The organism is Moorena sp. SIO4E2 (assembly GCF_010671945.1).
GTDB classification, from domain to species: Bacteria; Cyanobacteriota; Cyanobacteriia; order Cyanobacteriales; family Coleofasciculaceae; genus Moorena; species Moorena producens.
Genome location: NZ_JAAHIE010000028.1, coordinates 1 through 20,648 on the forward strand (window position 1 = coordinate 1; position 20,648 = coordinate 20,648).

At 44.1% G+C, this 20,648-nt stretch carries 21 protein-coding genes and 1 pseudogene; 7 read left to right on the forward strand and 15 right to left on the reverse strand.

Annotated elements, in window-relative coordinates; all coding sequences use genetic code 11:
- Positions 1–235: 235 nt before the first annotated feature.
- From F6K37_RS05675 to F6K37_RS05690, 4 genes are all read right to left on the reverse strand, one after another.
- Entirely contained in the window at positions 236–2,611 is a 2,376-nt protein-coding gene (locus F6K37_RS05675; protein WP_008177746.1) for a PhoX family protein, read from the reverse strand.
- A 549-nt stretch (positions 2,612–3,160) separates the two neighbouring features.
- The gene (locus F6K37_RS05680; RefSeq protein ID WP_008177747.1) at positions 3,161–3,616 is read right to left on the reverse strand and encodes a hypothetical protein; all 456 of its coding nucleotides are present in this window, start codon (positions 3,614–3,616) and stop codon (positions 3,161–3,163) included.
- Positions 3,617–3,802: 186 nt separating this feature from the next.
- A complete protein-coding gene (locus F6K37_RS05685) occupies positions 3,803–3,949 on the reverse strand; it encodes a hypothetical protein (protein ID WP_154659632.1) in 147 nt (48 codons plus the stop codon).
- A gap of 259 nt (positions 3,950–4,208) precedes the next feature.
- The gene (locus F6K37_RS05690) at positions 4,209–4,886 is read right to left on the reverse strand and encodes a TraB/TrbI/VirB10 family type IV secretion system protein (protein ID WP_008177749.1); all 678 of its coding nucleotides are present in this window, start codon (positions 4,884–4,886) and stop codon (positions 4,209–4,211) included.
- 325 nt (positions 4,887–5,211) lie between these two features.
- On the opposite strand from F6K37_RS05690, the gene F6K37_RS05695 reads away from it, so the two are divergent.
- Complete coding sequence (locus tag F6K37_RS05695; protein WP_008177751.1) at positions 5,212–6,405, forward strand: AI-2E family transporter; 1,194 nt, start codon at positions 5,212–5,214, stop codon at positions 6,403–6,405.
- A gap of 131 nt (positions 6,406–6,536) precedes the next feature.
- Here the strand turns inward: F6K37_RS05695 and F6K37_RS05700 are convergent, their stop codons facing one another.
- The gene (locus F6K37_RS05700; RefSeq protein WP_287248785.1) at positions 6,537–6,659 is read right to left on the reverse strand and encodes a hypothetical protein; all 123 of its coding nucleotides are present in this window, start codon (positions 6,657–6,659) and stop codon (positions 6,537–6,539) included.
- Positions 6,660–6,927: 268 nt separating this feature from the next.
- Between F6K37_RS05700 and F6K37_RS05705 the strand changes: the two genes are divergently transcribed.
- Positions 6,928–8,127 (forward strand): homocysteine biosynthesis protein, encoded by a 1,200-nt coding sequence (locus F6K37_RS05705; RefSeq protein WP_008177754.1) that lies wholly within the window; start codon positions 6,928–6,930, stop codon positions 8,125–8,127.
- 374 nt (positions 8,128–8,501) lie between these two features.
- Here F6K37_RS05705 and F6K37_RS05710 read toward each other — a convergent pair whose 3' ends face one another.
- The 3 genes from F6K37_RS05710 to F6K37_RS05720 all read right to left on the reverse strand — a co-directional run bounded on the left by F6K37_RS05710 (position 8,502) and on the right by F6K37_RS05720 (position 11,451).
- A complete protein-coding gene (locus tag F6K37_RS05710) occupies positions 8,502–9,257 on the reverse strand; it encodes a cysteine dioxygenase family protein (protein ID WP_008177756.1) in 756 nt (251 codons plus the stop codon).
- Positions 9,258–9,775: 518 nt separating this feature from the next.
- Entirely contained in the window at positions 9,776–10,342 is a 567-nt protein-coding gene (locus tag F6K37_RS05715; protein WP_008177758.1) for a GNAT family N-acetyltransferase, read from the reverse strand.
- A 71-nt stretch (positions 10,343–10,413) separates the two neighbouring features.
- Positions 10,414–11,451, reverse strand: a complete 1,038-nt coding sequence (locus tag F6K37_RS05720; RefSeq protein WP_287248788.1) for an ATP-grasp domain-containing protein — start codon at positions 11,449–11,451, stop codon at positions 10,414–10,416.
- A 121-nt stretch (positions 11,452–11,572) separates the two neighbouring features.
- Here F6K37_RS05720 and F6K37_RS05725 point away from each other — a divergent pair, with 121 nt between their 5' ends.
- Positions 11,573–11,713 carry a hypothetical protein gene (locus F6K37_RS05725; protein ID WP_154659633.1) on the forward strand — a complete coding sequence of 47 codons (141 nt, stop codon included), beginning with the start codon at positions 11,573–11,575 and terminating at the stop codon, positions 11,711–11,713.
- Positions 11,714–11,839: 126 nt separating this feature from the next.
- On the opposite strand, the gene F6K37_RS05730 is transcribed toward F6K37_RS05725, so the two are convergent.
- The 4 genes from F6K37_RS05730 to F6K37_RS05745 all read right to left on the reverse strand — a co-directional run bounded on the left by F6K37_RS05730 (position 11,840) and on the right by F6K37_RS05745 (position 15,489).
- Positions 11,840–12,823 (reverse strand): DMT family transporter, encoded by a 984-nt coding sequence (locus F6K37_RS05730; RefSeq protein WP_287248790.1) that lies wholly within the window; start codon positions 12,821–12,823, stop codon positions 11,840–11,842.
- 236 nt (positions 12,824–13,059) lie between these two features.
- Positions 13,060–13,833: a hypothetical protein gene (locus F6K37_RS05735; protein WP_287248792.1), complete on the reverse strand. Its 774-nt coding sequence runs from the start codon at positions 13,831–13,833 to the stop codon at positions 13,060–13,062.
- Entirely contained in the window at positions 13,830–14,879 is a 1,050-nt protein-coding gene (locus tag F6K37_RS05740) for a Rieske 2Fe-2S domain-containing protein (protein ID WP_008177765.1), read from the reverse strand. The genes F6K37_RS05735 and F6K37_RS05740 overlap by 4 nt, the downstream gene beginning before the upstream one ends.
- Positions 14,880–14,976: 97 nt before the next feature.
- Positions 14,977–15,489: a hypothetical protein gene (locus F6K37_RS05745; protein ID WP_008177767.1), complete on the reverse strand. Its 513-nt coding sequence runs from the start codon at positions 15,487–15,489 to the stop codon at positions 14,977–14,979.
- 39 nt (positions 15,490–15,528) lie between these two features.
- On the opposite strand from F6K37_RS05745, the gene F6K37_RS05750 reads away from it, so the two are divergent.
- Positions 15,529–15,801 (forward strand): hypothetical protein, encoded by a 273-nt coding sequence (locus F6K37_RS05750; protein WP_154659634.1) that lies wholly within the window; start codon positions 15,529–15,531, stop codon positions 15,799–15,801.
- Positions 15,802–16,066: 265 nt separating this feature from the next.
- Here the strand turns inward: F6K37_RS05750 and F6K37_RS05755 are convergent, their stop codons facing one another.
- Positions 16,067–16,513, reverse strand: a complete 447-nt coding sequence (locus F6K37_RS05755) for a YraN family protein (RefSeq protein ID WP_008177774.1) — start codon at positions 16,511–16,513, stop codon at positions 16,067–16,069.
- A gap of 41 nt (positions 16,514–16,554) precedes the next feature.
- On the opposite strand from F6K37_RS05755, the gene F6K37_RS05760 reads away from it, so the two are divergent.
- From F6K37_RS05760 to F6K37_RS05770, 3 genes are all read left to right on the forward strand, one after another.
- Entirely contained in the window at positions 16,555–16,902 is a 348-nt protein-coding gene (locus tag F6K37_RS05760; protein ID WP_008177776.1) for a hypothetical protein, read from the forward strand.
- Positions 16,903–17,283: 381 nt separating this feature from the next.
- Positions 17,284–17,649 (forward strand): YtxH domain-containing protein, encoded by a 366-nt coding sequence (locus tag F6K37_RS05765; RefSeq protein ID WP_008177778.1) that lies wholly within the window; start codon positions 17,284–17,286, stop codon positions 17,647–17,649.
- Between the two features lie 538 nt (positions 17,650–18,187).
- Positions 18,188–18,757 carry a DUF948 domain-containing protein gene (locus F6K37_RS05770; protein ID WP_008177780.1) on the forward strand — a complete coding sequence of 190 codons (570 nt, stop codon included), beginning with the start codon at positions 18,188–18,190 and terminating at the stop codon, positions 18,755–18,757.
- A 129-nt stretch (positions 18,758–18,886) separates the two neighbouring features.
- Here F6K37_RS05770 and F6K37_RS05775 read toward each other — a convergent pair whose 3' ends face one another.
- The gene (locus tag F6K37_RS05775; RefSeq protein WP_267873721.1) at positions 18,887–19,009 is read right to left on the reverse strand and encodes a hypothetical protein; all 123 of its coding nucleotides are present in this window, start codon (positions 19,007–19,009) and stop codon (positions 18,887–18,889) included.
- Positions 19,010–19,034: 25 nt separating this feature from the next.
- A pseudogene (locus F6K37_RS05780) lies at positions 19,035–20,648 on the reverse strand (hypothetical protein); the annotation flags it as partial.

Genomic DNA, 20,648 nt, shown 5'->3' on the forward strand with positions numbered 1-20,648 from the left:
TCTGCTGTCTTGTCTAAACAAACATAGTCGTAAGCATTCAGCCGTCAGCTATCAGTTATCAGCTATCAGCTAACAACCTACGCCCACGCTACTTGAAGTGCTCAAGGTCTGAGGCCATGCTAAGCGAATAGTTTATGCCCATAGCTTAGGCTACTCATGGTGCTTGTGAATAAAATAAGCTGACGGCTGACGGCTGATAGCTGAATGCTTACCATTAGTCTAAACCAACATTAGTCTAAACAAGCCTTTCACCAGACTTGCGACGAATACCAACTACAGAAGGACGGGGTGGTCCAGAGGGATTGCCATCACCACCATCAGCCTTAGGTAAGCTACTAGGCCAGTTACTACCAAGAGGTACAGTCCGGCTCTGAGTAAACAGACTTCCATCCAAGTTCAGGATTTCAATATCTCGTTGCAGAGGCGGCTGACCTGCACCAATGGGTACACTTTCCCCAGGATGCTGTACTGCAACAATTAGAGTATCACCAATAAAGGTTGGACCAGTTATCTCGCAACGCACTGGACCATAAGCAAAGGGGATGACTTCCCCAGCATTAGGCCCACTAGTGGGAACATAGAACACCCAGTTGTTACCATAAACCCCAACCAAAGAACTAGTAGCACCAGTGTCGGTGTGGTCAATGGTGCGTTCTGTTGGCTCAGCACCAGTTCTAAAACCGTTGTGCTGACTAGTAGACATATCGGTGACACCCCAGATATTACCTTTAGTATCGAAGGCTAAGTTATCTACATTAGCAAAACCAGCACCATCGTCTGCTCCAGCTTCTCCAGATTCCACGAATCGAGTCCAGCGGAAGCTAGTACCTGTACCATCAGCGCTGTTTTCAATAATCTTGTAAATCCCACCAGAAGGCTGCTTAGCATCAACATCAGCGTTGAGTTTAGCAGTTTGGAAGATCCGGGAATCTGGATAGCCATCTCCACCAGCAATATGGTCGGTATAGGCAATGAATACCGCTTTAGTCCGGGGATGGACTTCTAGATCCTCAGGGCGGGATGAGGGAGTACCACCAACTAGATTAGCTGCCAGGAAAGAATCAACGACAATAGCACCTTGGCTAGTGTAGAAATCTGCCAGGGTTTTCTTCTTATAACCAGGGAGGGCAGTTGCTTCATTAGTGAGATCTACCACCAACGAGCCACCATCCTCAGTAGCACCAGCAATACCAGCACGCTTTGGTAAGCGCACCCGACCATCTCGTTGTGCCTCACCTAAAGCAGCTAGCTCAACAGAAGCCAGTTCAGAGGGAGCATTGGGATTGGTGGGAGTACTCAAGACCAATGGTATCCACTCACCTGTGCCATTGGAATTGAATTTAGCAACGTAGAGAGTACCTTCTTCAAATAACTTACTGTTATCTTTATCACTGAGGCCCCGCAGTTTGCCCTTACTAACATACTTCCAGGTGTGACCACCCCGGCGGTCATCTCCCATGTAAGCAACTAACTTATTACCAGCCTCAGTACGGAAAGTAATATTTTCGTGACGGAAGCGTCCCAACGCAGTGTGCTTCTTAGCACGAACACTAGGGTTAACTGGATCAATCTCTACCATCCAGCCATACTTTTCACCGACCAGACCGAATACAGACCCAGTGGTACCTTCGGTGTAGCCAGTCTGAGTGCCATTAGGTAGCACAGCTTCAGTAACACCATTGAAGAATCTGGCACTACCCTGGAAATTTTCTTCAGTAGTCAAAATGGTACCCCAAGGGGTAGTTCCACCGGAACAGTTGTAAGCAGTACCGATAATCTTGTTCCCTAAGCCATCGGAACTCAGAGAAAACACTTCAGTTGCTGCTGGTCCTGTTCCCACCAGGTAGTTTTGATCCCCTTGCTGATGGCTTCTGGAGCCCCAAGAGGTAACACTCTTAAACTCATCACTCCGCTGAGCATTGATTCCTAAACCAGAAAGACCGTGAATGCGACGGTTCTTGGAGTCATCCTTAACAACTTGGTAACGTTCACCGGAACCATTGCGACGGATGCGAACAATAGAACCTCCTTGGTTGTAGAAAAATTCTCCAAGCAGTTCTATATCATTCACATTAGACGGTAGAGGATAGCCAATCACCGTCTCAAAGCTAGTGGGGAATCCAGCTAAGCTGCTGGAAGTACCGGGAGCTAGGTCAGAAAATGGAAAAGAAACGTATTCGTGATTGACCCAGAGATAGCCATCATTAGAGCTTCTACCTACAGGAACAAAGCCAGTGTAGTCGTTGTTATAGCCAAAATAATCGTCTGGATTAGGGAAAACGCGATCGCCCCATTTGACAATTACATACCGTTCGTACTCCGGCGGTACTACTACATCATCAATGACCGTGTAGGTAGCCAGACTGATGTCAGAACTTGGTTCAAGCAGTTGGCTTTGATTAATGCCAGTGGGTAAGGCACTTTTTTTAGTTTGATAAATCGGCAAGGGATGGGGTAAACGCACCGGGGTAATACCCATAGTACTGGTAGCTGCATTGGCAACACTATAGTCACCACCTAACAGTTTTTGGCCTATCTGAGGAGCCAACACAGTAGCTGCAGTACTCGCCCCAAAGAAAACTAGCAGTTTTCTGCGAGTTAGCTTAGACATTCTAGTATCTCTTTATCTCTCTACAAGAATCAGCGGAATCACAAAGTTTGAGCACCATTACCACCAGAGCTAGCTGAAAAACAATCGTCAAAAGGCTATAACAAATTCAGCCCTGTTGCTAATAATTTTATAGCTATGCTGCAGTAGAAAACCAGTCCAAGCGTGAGAACACCCCTGTTTGAAAGCATAAGTAGTGAGCCAAGGTTATTAAACCCTGATATTTGTCTACTTTTTGATACCCTGGTGTCGCTCATATGGCTAGCATTGATTACTAAAAAAAATTGCGTTGGTAAACGCTTGTACTAGTTTTTAGCTACTGATTAGATATATCTTTTTAAGGTTAAGAGCGGTTAACTGGATGGTTAAGCATGTCTTAACTTTATAGTGTTTTTTCGTTGATATTAAGATTTACCATACCTTAACTATTTATTAGTTAAGTCTTAACCTGTGAAACTAAATTGTGAAAATAATTACCTAAAAAGGATTAACACTGCTACAGTTAAGGTTAACCGTTGCCAAGTTTTTATTTAAACTAGTTAATTCAACTAGTTAATCATCTCGAAAACCTGGATCATCCTCCAATGAAGCTTCAAGTAATACTGAAGATTTAGGTGGATTTGAAGGAGCTGGAGATGAATCAGAAGCTCTGAACCCCAATAGCATTTCAGAATTGCTAAAATAACTCGCCCATCGCTGGATTATGGGGAATTGTTTCCACTGAGAGCGAGAAACTGTTGCAATCATTAAAGGGACTACTTGACCATTGCGTTCACCTAAAATCATCATAGAAATGCTGGTAATATCAGGATTTCCGGTAAATTCCTGATTTAGTTTAGTTTGAGCCAAATTCTCTGTCTGCTGAATTAGGCGTTCAAATGATTGACTGCTATCAGAGTTAAGGATGACGTGGTATTCCTTAATTTCAGCTGAGGCTGTTGGAATCTGTGTAACTAAACTACTGAATACCAAAATAGTACTCCAGAGAAGGCGGCGATAAAGATCCATCAGCTTAGCTATCCTGACGACCTGGTGACTAAATAGTTAATAGTAATAGATAATAATAGATGAATATTAAGGTGACAGTAACTTTTGGTTAAGGATGAATTATCAAGTAAGCAGTCAGCAGTCAGCAGTCAGCAGTCAGCTGTTGGGCATAGGCTGATAGCTGATACGCGACACGCTGATAGCACCTCAAGTAGCACTATCTTTAGCGCATAGGCTAATAGCTGATATAGCACTACGCGCTACTGTTAGGACATTGTCTTGATGCAGTCGCTCATGGGGGAAACCCCCAAGACCGTAATGGTGCGTTTTCCGTTGGCGAATTAAATTCGCCACGGGTCGCACCTCTGCATCGCTCCTAAACTCCGAAACTTAGTCATAGCTTACTTTTGACTTCTGACTTCTAACTTCTTACTTGCGCGTAGCGCTATAAGTGAATGCTTACATTATCAAGGATGTTCGCCCTTAGCAATTCGGTGTAGGGTAAGATTAACGATTAAGGATCTTCGCCTGATAGCTTTACCGTCGGGTAGGATGAATTATTAATTATCAAGTCAAGGATGAAGGGTGAAGGGTTCATCCTTCATCCTTCAGATTAGCGATTGTCAATGTTAAGGACTAAATCAGACTTCAAGGTTACATCTAAATCTGTGTCAGGGTCGATGACAACTACTTCTACGTCTTCCTGACCTCCTGCAAGGAGAAGTTCTGTAACCAAACCGAGTCCAGCACCAGCTAAAACTTCCCAAAACTCAAGCTTACCAAAGATTTCAGAAAGTACAGCCCCGGCAGCTGCACCAATAGCAGCACCTTTGAGCAAATCCGGATCAGTGTTTTTGGTAATAGTTTCAGTTTTGGTGACAACCTCGGAGGTGGCATCAATAGATAAGGATTGATCACTATCCCTGAGAATCAACTCTTCGGCGACAAACTGAGAACCTCTGTTAACTGGACGCACTTCACCTTCAATCTCACTACCGGCTGGAATTAGGAGGGTTCCTGAAAAGGAGACTACATCTCTAGCTACTATCACCGTTATCGGTAGAGTTTCATTACGAGTGACAATGATTCTCTTGGCGTCGTCGGATTCAACTGGTATCAAAGTCCCAGCAGGAATGATGACTTGGGTAAATTGAGCCAACTGTGGCTCGATGTAGAATCTAGACTGGGCAGTAGCTTGAGTAGCCATCAACATTGGTAACGCCACAGTTGAAGTGATCCCCAATGCTGTGAGTAGAGCGATTCTGGACTGCCAACGATGGGAAATAAACATTAAATATATCTTCCTTGAGGATGAGTATAAGCGATTAATTAGACTAAAAAGAGCATAGTTATGTTTCCCGAGGGGCAGGATACCCTACCTAAACCCGGTCACCCTCCCTTTCAAGCTGCTTGTCACCCCATCACCCCATCACCCCCATCTTCTGCTCCCGGAGCGTTCGCGTAGCGTAGCCCTTCGGGCTAATCGCATCCTGTCTGTTTGAAAACCTAAAATTTGAAAACCTAAAATCTGTAGAATTGAGGTAAAATCAGGTTTTTGAGCCCCATACAACTAAAATTAGGTCTGGGACTGCATAGAGCCACTGCGAGGTTTCACCATGAGTCTAGGCACATGGATTGGTCTACTTGCCTTTATCCTTTCGTTATACATCCTGTGGCAAATCCGTAAAGTACTGCTGCTGATATTTACTGCTGTGGTACTTGCCAATGCCTTAAATATCTTGGTGGAAAAATTCCGCCGGGTTGGCATCAAACGGCTTTTTGCTGTGCTGCTGTCAATTCTTCTGATGGTTGCTCTAACCGTAGGGTTTTACTGGCTAATTGTGCCACCCTTTGCCGACCAAGTCCTAGAGTTAACTGATCAAGTTCCTAGGGGTATAGAAAAATTAGGTCAGTGGTTGGAGGTGTTGTCAGCGCGTCTTCCCCCAGATCTGATTACTTTCCCCGAGCTCCAAATAGATCAGCTAATTCAACAGCTACAACCGTTACTTAATCAGTTATTGGGTGGTGGATTCTCCATTGCCTTTAACTCTTTGGCTGTAGTAGCCCAAGTTTTGCTGGTATTAGTTTTGACCATAATGCTACTGGCTGACCCCAACGCTTATCGTCAAAGCTTTATACGACTTTTCCCGTCTTTCTATCGCCGTCGAGTTGATGAAATTTTGACTCTATGTGATCACTCTTTACGGGGGTGGTTAGTAGGCATTCTCGTTAACATTGCTGCCATTTCTGGCTTAAGTTTTGTGGGTTTGGTCATCCTACAAGTTAAACTGGCACTGGCACAGGCGGCTTTGGCAGGTATCTTGACATTTATCCCCAATATTGGCCCTGGATTGAGTGTAGTCCCACCGATTGCGATCGCTCTACTAGATGCACCCTGGAAAGCGATCGCTGTTTTAATTCTCTACATTATTATTCAGCAGGTGGAAAGTAATTTGCTAACTCCCCTGGTCATGAAGCAACAGGTATCCCTGCTACCAGCAGTAACCCTTTTGGCTCAGGTATTTTTCGCGACATTCTTTGGTTTTTTAGGTTTACTGTTAGCTTTACCATTAACAGTAGTTGGTCAGGTTTGGCTCAAAGAAGTTTTAATTAAAGATATCCTCGATCAATGGAAAACTAGTCCGATATCCATCAGACATACCCAGACCCCTTCAGAAATCGTTGCGATCGCATCACCAGATCCTGATTTAGCCAGCCCGACTACATCACAGGATTCCCAGGATAGCACTGAATCGGACAATCACCCCAAATCCGACAAATCAGATCAAATCGAGAAGGAGGAAGAGTAAACCTTCATAAGCCTTCAACCGTTACAACGCGAGCTATGGATTTTAACAACTTAAGCATTCAGCCGTCAGCCGTCAGCCGTCAGCCGTCAGCCGTCAGCCGTCAGCCGTCAGCCGTGGGCAAAAGGTCCACGCTACTTGAGGTGCTGACGTAACTCAGCATTATTCCAATGCTTACCTGTTGTATTCAAAAGCACCTCAAGTAGCGTGCGCATTAGCTGATAGCTGATAGCTGATATAGCGGTTTTTAGCCTCATGAGGTACACATAATTTTTTACCTTTTCCCTCTTCTGACTTTACTGCTCCCTACTCCCTGCTCCCTGCTCCCTGCTCCCTAAAACCCAAAAACTTGTACCTTACTAGCTTAAAAAGCGCTATAGCTGATAGCTGATAGCTGATAGCTGATAGCTGATAGCTGAATACTTACTTAACAACTGCCTATGATCACTCAGCCTGACCGAGGTGAGCTAAGATACCACTGACAAGTGATATTTTGGAAAACCCTTCTCCTCATTCCCAATCCCTATGCGAACCATTGCTCAAATTAATGACAAAATCGAGGGTAACTGTGCCGTAGTGTGGACAGTGGAAGAATTAAAAGCACGGGTGGCAGACATCGGTGTGACTCAGGCGGCGAAAGAAGTAGACATCATTACTACCGGTACCTTTGAGCAGATGGAGTCTTCCGGAGCAATCATGAATTTGGGACATACTGACCCACCCGTGAAAATACGGAAATGTTGGTTAGATGGGGTTCCAGCTTACACTGGCTTCGGAGCAGTGGATTTGTTTTTGGGAGCAACTCAAGTTGTTGACTACCCAGATAACCGTGAGATTCCAGATATGGAAGAACATAGGCAAAGGGGTGGTGGTCATGTCATTGAAGACCTGATTGCTGGGAAACCGGTCAACCTGCAAGCCCTTGGACAGGTGACAGATTGTTATCCTAGAAGCTCCTTTGAGACCACGATCACTAAGGATAGGATTAATCAGTTTTACTTATTCAATCCCCGCAATCTGTATCAAAACTTCATTGTAGGGGTGAATGGAGGCGATCGCCCCTTGTATACTTATCTGGGTTTGCTGCAGCCCAAACTCTCCAATGCGGTTTACTCTAACCCAGGAGCAATCTCACCCCTAATCAATGATCCGGAACTGAAGCTAGTGGGTATTGGCACACGGATTTTTATGGGTGGAGGTATTGGCTATATTGCTTGGGAAGGGACCCAACACTTCCCACTGCAAAAACGCCTTCCCAATCAGACACCCATAGGACCAGCAGCAACTCTAGCTTTAATTGGAGATGCCAAGCAAATGAATCCCAAATGGGTGCGGGGTTGTTACTTTAAAAATTATGGCCCCTCTCTGATGCTGGGTGTGGGCGTACCAATGCCAGTACTGAATGAAGAAGTAGTGCAACGTTGTGCTGTACAAGATCAAGACATTGTTGCACCAGTGGTAGATTTTGCCATTCCTAGACGGGTGCGTCCAACCTTTGGGTTAGTCAGCTACGCTCAGCTGAAGTCTGGTCGGATCACTATTGATGGTAAATTAGTACGTGTAGCTCCTCTTGCTAGTATTTTCCTCTCCCGGCAAGTTGCTATGGAATTAAAGCAATGGATTGAGAGTGGCAAATTTACCCTAACTGAACCAGTAGCACCAATTCCAATGGACCGCTCATTTCTACCTCAAGACCTATGGGGTTCACAAATTAGTTTGGATTGATTGATTTAGTCATTGGTCATTTTAAAATTAAAAACTGAAAATTGAAAAGGTAAGCATATGCGCTACGCGCAGGCTACGCCAACAGCTATCAGCGTGTCGCGTATCAGCTTATGGGGTACATCACAGGCTAGAAGCCTGTGCTACTTGAGGTGCTATCAGCCAACGGCTGAATACTTAGATAGGCAAATCCCCAAACTTTCAATTCTTTAAAATCTCAAACTATTAAATTATCCTGTTCGATGTTTATTTTAAGCATTAGGCTGACAGCATTAGGCTGACAGCTGAATGCTTACTTGAAAAGTAATAATTAGCAATTACCAATTAGCAATTACCAATTAGCAATTACCAATTAGCAATTACCAATTATCTTTAGCTTACTTAAGCTGTGACATTTGCTCGTCTAACACAGCTAATTTTGAGCGGAGTAGAGGATTGTCCTCTACTGCAAGGATTCGACAAATGCGATCGCGCATTTTTTCGTGGTGTCTGAGCGTGGTATCAGTGTCTGCTTGTAAGCCGTAGTGCCGCTCTTTAATTTGTGTCTCTGGCAAGCAGAAGAACACCCCTCCATCAGTGCGTTGAATGCTGCCTTCAAGCAGGTCAAAGATTCGTGCGTTGCTAGTAATCGAGCCCTTGGAGTTTTCGGTCCCGTATACATGAAGGCTAAAAAAGCAGGATTCTCCGGGGTTGCCCATCTGGTGAATCATATCGTCAGCTACCGCCTTTACCTCTCCAGAGCTATAGTCCAGTCGCTTCAGGGTTTGCAGCACTCCATCTGTTAAGGTATACACGTAGTGTTCCGCCTCGCCAAAGCACTGTACTGCTCCCCATTGGGCTGTGCCGTGGTCATGAATCGTGCTGTAGTCTCCTGGAGCCCAAGACATCACCATAATTTCAAAGGAACCACACTCGTACAGTAGCTTTCGACCGTAGCTGTCGGTGATGGGATGATCAAAGTCAGCCCATCCCATCAAGTCTTCCGGTGAGATGCGTGCATCCAAAATGCACAAACGAGCAATTTTCGGTACCAATACCGACTGACTTTGGATATTACTAATTAAGCGCTGGATACTCTTGGGAAGACTTTGGTCGGATACAGAAGTCTTCATGCCAGTAATAATCTGAATCATTTTGCCATCCTCTAATTTTTTAAAAAACTTGATTCTCTGAAAATAGAGACTTAAAAATTGAAAATTAACAAAATCGGATTAACCATCCTACGAATGGATTAACCGAAATTGATAGTATTACTAGGTGGGAGAATGGTGTTAGGGGAATGCTGTTAGAGTTTACTATTCAAAGCCTAATCCCTAATACTTAATCCCTCATCCCTAGATTTACCTAACTAATAATTCCTCACTGGTTGACTTGACTGTATAAACCTTAAAGCTCTAGGCTGAGAGAAAGCTGATAAATTCCTCACTATCGTCTGAAAAAAATTGAGAAATATCTCAGCTTATTTTGATTCAGAACACATGATGATTATTCCTCATATCATCAAAGATTTATTCAAGCTATAGCAAGCCTGATTGAAACGATAAAGAAATCGCTGCACCTCTTCGACCTCCTTCCCATATTGCTATCCGTTACATCCGCTCGAACTATCCGTTGCAAGCTCCTCCCATGCTCAAAACTAAAACACAGAATGTTATAGTTCAGGACGGTAAGGTAAGATATGGGATAAAACAAGCTGCATAATAACCATGTCGTGCCAGCGTCCCTTGAAAAACCCAATTTCTTTTTGAACACCTACAACCTCAAATCCAAATCGCTTGTGAAATTCAATACTCCCTTGATTGCAGCCCAAAATTTTAGCAACGACATGGTGATAGCAAAACTCCTCAACTTTCTTGAGCAATGCTGTTTGTAAAATACTGCCGTAACCCTTACCGGTTTCCGCTAAAGAAAAATAAATCGAAATCTCGCAGCAAACACGGTAGCCTAAGCGAGGGCTATAGCGCTTGATGACACCCCACCCGATAACACAGCTTTCTCGTTCTGCAACCAGTATGGTTTCGCGATCGCCAAACTTATTCGCGAGTACTTCCATGTCCTCAGCGGTATAAAATTGGCAATCCATCGTACTGTTGCCTGCAACGATAGACTCGTTATAGATAGATGCAATTGCTTGAAAATCAGTCTCTTTATATTGCCTTACCAGAATGTTGGGATGCTCTGATAAATCTGCACAGAAATTCTCTTGTTTAGTTGACATTTTTCTGCACTTATTTTGTTGCCCGTAATTATTTGCTCTCTCTCAATTATAATTTAGAGAACTAAACACTCCTAATCCTCAACCAAAGATAACGATAGGTTTTTTCTCGGCTTTCGATAAAACTCAATCATCCAGCTAAACAATCGCTCCATTATCGATTGGTTGGTTAACAGTTCTAATCTAGCAAAGCCACCAATATTTCCTCCATTGATTTCGCTAATGCACCAGTTACCCTCATCATTCATCAAAAAGTCATATCCCAAGGTATGTATACCCCGACAGCGATAGTGTTTAAAGGTAGCGTGAATTGCTTCTTTTTCTTCAGAGCTGATATCTGATAAGAAACATTCTCCATCTACGCTGACATTATGCACCCAATGACCACTTTTCGAACGGCGGATATAGGCACCGTAAATTTCACCATCTACCACAACAATCCGCTTGTCTCCCACATCAACTCGCTGCAAGTATTTCACAAATTGTAGTGGTTTACCTGTGGAACCTTTCAGATAATTCATCACCTCGGAAAAGTGACTAAACTCCCTGGTAGCTGCAAAGGGATTATCCACTAAGAAATGACCGTTGTGATCCCAAATTTTAAAAACTCCTCTACCACCACAACTATTATATCGCTTAGCCACAATAACTTGGTGCTTTTCAAAAAAAGCCAATCCTTCCATCCAGCTACCGGTTACTATCATGTCTGGTGTAAATTTACTGGCTACTTTGAGGAAGAATTCTTGCTGAATTTGCTCATGAATTCCAGTAGGACTGTTAACAAATTTTACAAACGGTTCCCACAATCGTAGTCTATCTAGATATCCTTCAGGAAAAGGCTTTAAGGTGCGACAAAATACCAAGTCAAACTCCTCTAGCGATCGCAAATCCTGGGCTTGTGAATCTAATTCGAGAAAGGTAGTGTAAGGTAGTATTCCCTTCACCGAAGCTACCTGAATCGATTCAGTCTTCGCTCCTTGGGTGAATACGCCCTCAGTAGGGATGTGGAAGAATTCAAATCGTTCGTCGAGGGCTAGCCGTTGGTAAAATATGGGTATGTCCAGTAACGGACTAGAGTATCGAGAAGGATTGCAAATGGAAAGTAATTTCATCTTACATTACTTCTTATATTACTTCTTACTTTCATTAAATTACAAGCTGATTTTACTATGCTGATTTTACTATACCGATTGCTAACTCTTTTCTACTCCTTTTATAGCAATTATCATACTGATGAGGTACAAAAATTTTTGTCCTAATCCCTACTCCCTACTCCCTACTCCCTACTCCCTACTGGGTGCATCTCATCTTTGTAAAAAAGAAGGGAAGTGCCGGAAGTGTCGGAAGCGTGGGGATTTTAGGGAGGGTGGGTAGTGTAGGCAGTTTGGGAATTTTATTAGAATTTTTGTTTAATTGCAAAAATGAGATGCACCCCTCCCTACTCCCTACTCCCTAACCACTCCTAGTAACTACCTCACTGAATTGATAACTGCTATCTACTTACATAGAAGATGCAGAACTTTCTCCTCTAGCTGCAATTTCCTTTATCGGTTGGGGCTGTTGTTTACTAAAGTTAGTGATCGACACTCCAATCATGATCACAATAAATGCTATTACTTGCATCAGTGAAGGGCGTTCTCCATTCAGAATTAGCGCATAAACTATCCCAAATACGGGAGATAATACAGTCCACTTACCCACGGTCTTGGAGTCTAACTTTTCTAGGGCAGCGTACCAGAGAAATTGGGTAATCACGATGATAATTAGCGCATAGATCCCCATCACCATCCAAAGCTGACCTGAAAAGACATCTCCAAAATGAGACGGACCAAATAAATAACTAGCGATCGCGAAAAATATTACAGCTGAGATAAAGTTACGGCTGAAGACAATTACCGACAAACTCTTGTTTTTAGAAAGGGTCAACTTGCCGATAATCGAAGTAACTGCATACAAAAACGTTGAAGCCAGTATTAAAAGGTCTCCCTGATTGATTTGATAATTACTGCTTTTAAAAACAATACCAACAACACCGACGCCAATCAGAGAAAAGCCAATCCATTCCCATTTCAGAATACGCTTGCCAAAGAAAAGTGCTCCTGCCAGAGCATAGAGTACTGGACCAAATCGCCCCAATAAGACTGCATTGGTGACAGTAGTGTGTTGTAATCCCAGGAAAATCAGTGCAGACAGTAAGGCGGCTAAACAACCATTAATAAACAATCCCAGAAGCAGCTTTACATTCAACTTTCTAAGTTCATTTAGAATAGGAATTGCTCCAAAAAAAGCCACCACTGCCAAAGACGCACAGAGATTGCCAACAAACAGAACGTTACAAAACGATATTGGTGTTTCCTTCCCGCCACTGAGCATACTAGCGTTTGCAATTAGGAAAGCAATCACCGAGGGTCGCAATGCTGCCAGGGCTCGGGAGACAACCAGCAGCAATTTAGGATTAAGGTTATTGATACTATTGGCAATCATTTCCGTTCTTCAGGAAGAGTGGTATATCCTTTCCTAGTAAAGCATTACTCCAGTAATAACAGGAATGGGTAAATTAATGACGATAGAACACCTAAAAGGGGTGGGATAAGGATACCTAAATCTACCCTTTTCTGTTAATACATATTTAAGATAATTTGTCAAATTCTAGACAAGTGTGGAATAAGGGGGGAGTGTAGGTAATTTCGTTACCCATGGATTGCCCATCATCCCCAGCTTTACTGAGTCACCAGTTCATAACTTTCTGGGTCAGCTTTGAGGACAAACATATCCCCATATTGAACTACTTCCCCAGTGATGCGGATAGGGTCAGCTACCTTATCCAAAATCCGAGAGTTAACCGCCTGGTTTTGCCGATCTACTAGGAGCAGATAAAGATTATCCCCCTGCTGATTGTACACGAAGAACACCGGAGGAACACCACCACTGATGCAGCGAATAGCACAGGAGCGATGGGTTTTAGTTTGTCCTGGTTTCATCACCCCGGGGTAGCATTTACTGTCTACAATCTCTCCTAAGAGGGAGAACTCACCAAGAGATTTACCCGCATCCGGTTTCACTGCTCCCGAAGGAGCGTCAATTGCCTCTGCAGAGCGAGCTGCTATCACCGTAAGGTTGTTGCGATAAACTGGACTACCGGTTAGCTTGACCCACTTTCCCACTTGATCCAAGACGCTGGACCTGGGTGAGGTTTTTCCCGGACCCGTCAGCAAGTAGCGAGAGTAGGGGGCTTGGAAGGAGGTATCCCCTGGACGGGGTACCAGCAAGTGAGGAACAGGTTTTCCTAAGAGCAACCCTTCAAACTCTTGAGCCTTATTGACCTTTCCAGAATTAAACTGGTCATGAATTAAGGGGAAGACAGCCCCTAGAATCAGAATCACCAGGGCTAGGACGGGAATCAATATTAACAGAAACCGTTTGATAGCGGTAGGCACCTTACCATAACCGATATAAAATTCATCGGTGTTTTGACCTTGGCTGTTGGTACTCACGTCTTTTCCTCCATGGCGATTACAGCAGGACTAACGCTGGTACCAGGAAGGTTCGGTATAGTTTTCACTAAAATGCGATCGCCCTCTAATTTAATATCAAACGTAGGGATTTTTTCTGTAAACGGTGGCGGGGAAGCACCGTTTTCTGGCAGATACTGGTAGCCGTGCCATGGACAGGTGATGCAGCCATCCACAATTTTTCCCTCCCCTAGAGGGCCATTCTGATGCTGACAGACGTTGGAAACAGCAGAAATCTTACCGTCATACTTAAAAATTGCCACCCGCTCGCCCCCGAGAGTGACTATCTTAGCTCGCTTTTCCGGGATTTCTGCGATGCTGCCCGCATCCACAAATTCTTCGTTTCCTGTAACAAGCTCCTGATTGTCCTGCCCGAACTCCCGAATCCCTGCTGCCAAATGCACTCCCACAATCCACACTAGTCCAACACCAACAGCAAGGGTCAGAACTGGATCCGTGTTAGTTTGCAGTGCTCCTAGCAGGACATGACCTGTCAGTAGTCCGTAGGCAAGATAAACGCTCATATGTAAACCTTTCCAAACCGGAGCCGTTAGGTTAGCCAGCCAGAAATCGTGGCTAGTGGCTGCCATTAGGAACAAGATCACCAGGGGAACAAATCCCAAAACCTGGAAGGGAAAGCGAATAAAGGTAAGATAGTTAGTATTGCTCACAAACAGACTGACCAGAGGTTCGAGATTGCCGAAGTCGTGGTACCATTGCAGGCCAAGGCGGGTGTGCTGGAGAGCCAAGAAGAACATCGTAACCCCCATATGACGCCGATTGTAGAGGAGGGGATAGAATTTTGGACTCAGGCGAGTTAGCGGACCAATGGATAAGATCACATGCAACAGGATGAAAGCAGCTGAGCCAAAGGCGCGAATCCTGACTCCCCTGATGTCGATGTTGCTATCGAACCACTGGGTAACATTGATGAAAAGTACAATATAAAGGGCAACTAGGCTCAGAAGGATAGCATCGTAAATAAACTTCTGGCGGTTCCACAGAACAGCTTTATAGGCAACACTCATTTTTTTACTAAAGGTTAATTGCTATTGCTATTGCTCATTATTCATTAGTTATTAGTTATTATTAACTATCAGTAAACCTTCTTTTATTTACTAAGCACTAATAACGATAAAGTCTAGTCAGTTTGGCTGGCAATGGTAGAGCTGTAATCAGCTTTTGTTGCCCCTGGCTGTATATCAGCAAATGTCCCGCTTTGCCTCGCACACTGGGAGGAAGCAAAAATTGTTTACGAGATAACCCGGCCAGATTGCCTAGCAGTATTGAGCGGACGCTAATTTCTGTGGGGGCTTTTTGCCTAGGGTCCCAATACAGCAAGGGATCGGGAACTTGGAGCAAAGAAAGAGACTTAAGTTCCATCACCAGTTTGCCTTGGTAATTGACAAAGGTTTCAACATGAAACCGAAATGTTCCATCATCAAGTTTAGTTGAGCCAATTGCCTTTCTGGGTTGGGTTTGTGTCACGAACCCTGCCTGTGTAAATAAGTTATTGCTAGCTACATCAACTGGTTCGTAACTAGGACGCAGTAAAATCCCTGCCAAGAAGCACACTGGTAGGACAACTGCTAGTACCACAAAGGAATAAAAGTGAGTTTTACGGCGAGCGAGAATCATAGCATTTCCCTTTCAGGTCAGTCGTTTGGCCGAGATACGGTGAGCATTGCGTTCAGTCGGAAGAGTTTTGCCTCTCAACAGGCGAGTGGCAAACATCGGCCAGAAGGCAGTCACACCGGGAATGATCATAATGCGAAAGCCGATCGCCCATCCCTGGGCATTGGGATCCACCCGTTGCACGCCAAAGATGACGAAAGGAACCGCAAAAATCAAACCTGCGACCAGGTAGACGCGGAACAGTTTTATGATCCACTCGACCATAGCAATGGTGAGGCTTTCCATGTTTCTACTCTTGAGGAGTTATGGATATGATTCAGTTTATACCAAGCTATGATAATGGGTATCTGTTTCTTCTTTAAGATTAGGTAATACCGGAGAATCTGTCTGCCTGAAAAAATCGTATGTTTGTGACACTCCCACCTGGGAAGCCTCTCAAGGCTAGGTTTGTTGAGATAAAGGGCGCTGACTATACCAAGAAGCAAGTCCCGAAAAAATCAGGCAAAAGCAAGCCAAAAGGCAATGTTGATGATTAAGAAAAAATGAGCTAGCAGCAAAACCCAACCCCCAAACCGAGTAGCTAATCAAAAGCTGACTGCATGTAGTGTTGTAGCATCAGCTTATATCCTGCCACCAATACCGGTTGAGCTAGTTCAACTATCGGAAATTCGATCTCTTGATCTGCGGTTGTAGAGTGTAAAGGTTGGTTCAGGCACTGGCAACGGACAAGAGCAACATCAAATCGGCACGGTAAATCAGCTAAATCTGGATGTTCTGACAGAAATAACTCAGCTGTAAGCCGGAGTTTAGCTTGCTTTTGTGGTGTAATTGCTAGCATACCATCGGCATCCCAATTCCCTCGACTGCGAGTTTTAACCTCGACAAAAGCCAATGCCACCGGGTTTCCTTTGGCAATTAGGTCAATCTCTCCCCATCGACAGCGCCAGCTATGGTTTAGGATGATCCAGCCTTGGCTTTGTAACCACCTAGCGACTAACTTCTCTCCCAGTTGCCCAACCTTAGCCATCGTATCATTGTAAAGTCAATTATATCACTGGTATCTTGATTATGATACTTGTAATCGTCATCAACATTATGCTCTCCCTCTTGTGTCTATACATTGCTTGCCAAGTTTGGCGATTGGGACAGTGGCTTTCATCTATCGCTAATCAGTTGGAAAGGGTTGAAGGCCGTATCTCTAAAACGTTACATAGTGCTCCCAAGGCAATTGTTCTTGGGCAAGTAGGTATTCATGGTTTAAGAGAGGAGTATCAACAATTACAGGTTAAGCTACACACACTCAAGCAAATTTTTCTACTGTTGGGTATGCTTCAAAAATTTGGAGGATTTAGGTGGCGCTTTAGTAATAAACCGATGAGCAAGAACAGCTTACTTCCTCAAAAGCGATCGCACTAGTATAGCACTACGCATTCAGATGTTTGACATTCCCAAACTACGAAACGTAAGTAATCGCTGACTTCTGACTTCTGACTTCTGACTTCTGACTTCTGACTTCTGACTTCTGACTTCTGACTTCTGACTTCTGACGCTAAGCGTAGCGCTATATCAGGTAGTGACTAGTATCGGGTTGTAGTATTCCCAGCATAGCCGTCACCAACCCTAAGCGGCAACTGAGATCACCCTCACCGTAGCTCCCGTGATCAACCCACACTCAAGCGCCTACTAACTACTGATTAATTATCAAGCTACTTGTAGGATAATTAATCAAAACCATTTAGTATAAAAGTTTTATCCATCCCATTTATCTAAAATTGTTGGAGGAACACAAATCAAAAGATGTCAAAAAAAAGTGCTGGAACATTTATCGGTGGCATGCTATTGGGTAGTGCCGTAGGAACAGTGGTAGGGTTACTAATTGCCCCCCGTACTGGTCGCGATACGCGCAAGCTATTGAAAAAATCAGCAGATGCCTTACCCGAATTAGCCGAAGATCTTTCTAGCAGTGTGCAACTACAGGCAGATCGCCTTTCCGATTCCACACTGCGTAACTGGGATGATACCCTAGCTCGACTAAAGGTAGCGATCGCAGCAGGTCTTGAAGCTTCTGTCCCTGAAAAAGGTTCTGTCCCTGAAAGCGTAGAGCCTCAAAAGTCCGAGTCGGCAGTTGCCGCAGAGTCCAACTCGTCCGCTAATCAACATTAGCTTTAGGCATCCCGGACGGGGGGTAAGAAGGTTTAGTGCTTTTTTTTGGTGTTACCGATTGACCCAATCTCATGGGTTTTTTCTTACGTGCCCTTCTTCCGCTTCTTCCCCCTCTTCCCCTTCTCCATAAATTATCCCCCTACAAGTGCAAAGTCCTGTTTTTGTGTCGGTTAGCCGACTCACGAATATCGGAAATGGAAAAATTTATCCTATGGTGCAAGTATTAGCCAATAATATTACTAAACGTTGTCAAATACGTTGTCAAATGTCAAGAAAACTGATAGCATACAATTGGTTAAAGTTTGGGCGAGCTTAATGGTGTTTTCTCAAGGGTGTTTTTTCAAGACTCCAAGCTTGCTATTGAATTAAGTTGACTTAAGCTTAATTACTGCAGGCGAGGGCTTGATCAAAAAAGTCGTAAACTCCGATTTTCCATTGCCAGTTACTGAATCATAGCACAGGTTAACCTGTATAATAAATCAACGGTCATCACCCCTCTCCCCCATAGACGGGGCTTCCCAACATCCTAGGATTTTTTGTGATTGATCCTCTATTTTGGCTCGGGCTGTCCTTTCTGCTCGTAGCAGTTAGTTTAACCGCTGTTTTGGTAACGTTATTGCCTGCTGTACAAGAGTTAGCGCGGGCAGCTCGTAGTGTGGAAAAATTAGCTGATACCCTAAATCGGGAATTACCACCGACCCTAGAAGCCATTCGGCTCACAGGCTTAGAAATCAGCGACTTGACGGATGATCTTAATCAAGGAGTCCAAAGTGCTGGTCACGTGGTTCAACAGGTTGATCACAGTATTAGCAGTGCTAAAAACCAAGCCCAAAAAGTCAAAGAGAATACTCGTAATGTGGTTAAGGGTGTCAAAGCTGCCTGGAAAACTTGGAGGGGTACCTCACCAAAATCTTCTAGGTCAATCGATTCCCTACCATCATCTCACAGAAAAGCTCTAGAAATTCCTGAGACTGATCAACGCTCATCAGACGTTAATCAGCCAAGGCTCGGAGATAGTAACTATAACCATAAAGAGGTCAATCACGGGACTCGTGAAACCTCTGGTAACGAAATCCATGATAATTCTATCGATGATAATTCTTTTTAGCGAAGGCAATACCAAGACTCGAACCTGAAGACTATACAGAATAAATAAAGAATAAATGTAATGGCACCCTTTAGTTTATAAATTAAAGGGTGCCATTATACCGTTTTTGTTAATGGATGAGAAATCTAGTTAGTCAGTAATTGAGAACTGGTAAACACCAGCAGATAAAAGTATAGCAATCCTATTCAAACAGGCAGAAAAATCAGTCCGACTCTCGGTAGATGCTTCCCCATCTTCCCTAACTTCGGTCATCTTGCCAATCTTACAACTGGTCAGATTAGGAAAGAAATTCAAGTCTACTGCTGACATCACTCACAGATACATCGTGTAATACTGCAATCAAATCATTCTTAAAATATAAAGCTGTGCTACCGGGTAACCCATTATCAGCGTCAACCAAATCATATTGATCCGCTACACCATAGAGCTGAATGATGTCTTTAGATTCTAAGTCATAAATCTCTGCATAATCATTGTCGCCCTTACCCTGGTAGAAAGCGCGATGATCATCTCCTAGGATAAAAGTATCTGACCAAGCTCCACCAACAAGAACATCAATTTCACCATTACCTCGGGAACCATTTCCAACTCCATTGAGAGTGTCATTACCGGAACCTCCAATCAAATAGTCGTTACCAGAGCCACCCTTAAGGAAGTCATGGTGCTGCCCACCGTCGAGGAGGTCATCACCCGAACCTCCGATCAAATAGTCGTTGCCAGAGCCACCCTCAAGACTATCATGGTCCCGGCCACCGTCGAGGAGGTCATCACCCGAACCTCCGATCAAATAGTTATTCCCAGAGCTACCTTTTAAGGTATCATGGTCACTCCCGCCATCAAGGGTGTCATCACCCGAAGCCCCGATCAAAGAGTCGTTACCAGAGCCACCCTCAAGGCTGTCATTTCCATCGTCTCCTCTAAGGTAGTCATTGCCAGAGCCACCTTTGAGGGTGTCACCTCCCTTACCTCCTCTGAGACTATCATCTTCTGTCCCAGCCTCGATCAGGTCATCACCCGAACCTCCGCTTAGATTGTCCTCACCTGAACTACCTTCTAGGGTATCGTTGCCTACATCTCCCATGATCCTATCATTGCCAACACCCCCAGAAAGGGAGTCATCTCCCTGACCACCTCCGAGAGTGTCATGACCCGAGCCACCATGGAGAGTGTCATTGCCCCAAGTGCCCCTGAGAAAGTCGTTACCGAAACCTCCCACAAGACTGTCATCCCCAGAACCTCCTGAAAGAGTGTCATGACCCGAGCCACCAATTAGTGTGTCATTATTGCGATTACCCCAAAGCCTATCATCACCATGACCGCCTTCAAGGCGGTTATCGTAACGGTCTCCCCTAATCGATTTGCTTTCCCAATTCTGGTTAAGGACTTCAATCGTGAAAATTTCCTCGTAGCTTTTACCTCCGGAATCCGTGGTGCGGATTTTGATCGGGTGACTAGAGTTGACATCAAAGTCTAAGAGAGTGCCATCTTTGACTTTTAGTTGATCGTCAACAATTTTAAAGCGACCCTGAGCATCATCTAATAATTTATAAGTATGGCTATCTCCCCAATCAACATCCTTAGTAGTCAGCCTAGCAATAGTAGTGCCATTTTTACTGAATTCTTTGACACTGTTGCCATCAAGGCTGATATCTGTCGGAGCAAAATTCTGGTTAAGGACCTCAATGGTGAAAATTTCCTCGTAGCTTTTACCTCCGGAATCCGTGGTGCGGATTTTGATCGGGTGACTAGAGTTGACATCAAAGTCTAAGAGAGTGCCATCTTTGACTTTTAGTTGATCGTCAACAATTTTAAAGCGACCCTGAGCATCATCTAATAATTTATAAGTATGGCTATCTCCCCAATCAACATCCTTAGTAGTCAGCCTAGCAAT

Excerpts from the sequence above, each read along its gene's own strand:
- F6K37_RS05755 (WP_008177774.1), bottom strand. The coding sequence starts at position 16,513 with ATGGCTAAGGTTGGGCAACTGGGAGAGAAGTTAGTCGCTAGGTGGTTA.
- F6K37_RS05725 (WP_154659633.1), top strand. The coding sequence starts at position 11,573 with ATGAGGTACAAAAATTTTTGTCCTAATCCCTACTCCCTACTCCCTACT.
- F6K37_RS05705 (WP_008177754.1), top strand. The coding sequence starts at position 6,928 with ATGCGAACCATTGCTCAAATTAATGACAAAATCGAGGGTAACTGTGCC.
- F6K37_RS05710 (WP_008177756.1), bottom strand. The coding sequence starts at position 9,257 with ATGATTCAGATTATTACTGGCATGAAGACTTCTGTATCCGACCAAAGT.
- F6K37_RS05690 (WP_008177749.1), bottom strand. The coding sequence starts at position 4,886 with ATGTTTATTTCCCATCGTTGGCAGTCCAGAATCGCTCTACTCACAGCA.
- F6K37_RS05715 (WP_008177758.1), bottom strand. The coding sequence starts at position 10,342 with ATGTCAACTAAACAAGAGAATTTCTGTGCAGATTTATCAGAGCATCCC.
- F6K37_RS05760 (WP_008177776.1), top strand. The coding sequence starts at position 16,555 with ATGATACTTGTAATCGTCATCAACATTATGCTCTCCCTCTTGTGTCTA.
- F6K37_RS05700 (WP_287248785.1), bottom strand. The coding sequence starts at position 6,659 with ATGAGGCTAAAAACCGCTATATCAGCTATCAGCTATCAGCTAATGCGC.
- F6K37_RS05720 (WP_287248788.1), bottom strand. The coding sequence starts at position 11,451 with ATGAAATTACTTTCCATTTGCAATCCTTCTCGATACTCTAGTCCGTTA.
- F6K37_RS05765 (WP_008177778.1), top strand. The coding sequence starts at position 17,284 with ATGTCAAAAAAAAGTGCTGGAACATTTATCGGTGGCATGCTATTGGGT.
- F6K37_RS05730 (WP_287248790.1), bottom strand. The coding sequence starts at position 12,823 with ATGATTGCCAATAGTATCAATAACCTTAATCCTAAATTGCTGCTGGTT.
- F6K37_RS05745 (WP_008177767.1), bottom strand. The coding sequence starts at position 15,489 with ATGATTCTCGCTCGCCGTAAAACTCACTTTTATTCCTTTGTGGTACTA.
- F6K37_RS05680 (WP_008177747.1), bottom strand. The coding sequence starts at position 3,616 with ATGGATCTTTATCGCCGCCTTCTCTGGAGTACTATTTTGGTATTCAGT.
- F6K37_RS05675 (WP_008177746.1), bottom strand. The coding sequence starts at position 2,611 with ATGTCTAAGCTAACTCGCAGAAAACTGCTAGTTTTCTTTGGGGCGAGT.
- F6K37_RS05695 (WP_008177751.1), top strand. The coding sequence starts at position 5,212 with ATGAGTCTAGGCACATGGATTGGTCTACTTGCCTTTATCCTTTCGTTA.
- F6K37_RS05740 (WP_008177765.1), bottom strand. The coding sequence starts at position 14,879 with ATGAGTGTTGCCTATAAAGCTGTTCTGTGGAACCGCCAGAAGTTTATT.
- F6K37_RS05775 (WP_267873721.1), bottom strand. The coding sequence starts at position 19,009 with ATGACCGAAGTTAGGGAAGATGGGGAAGCATCTACCGAGAGTCGGACT.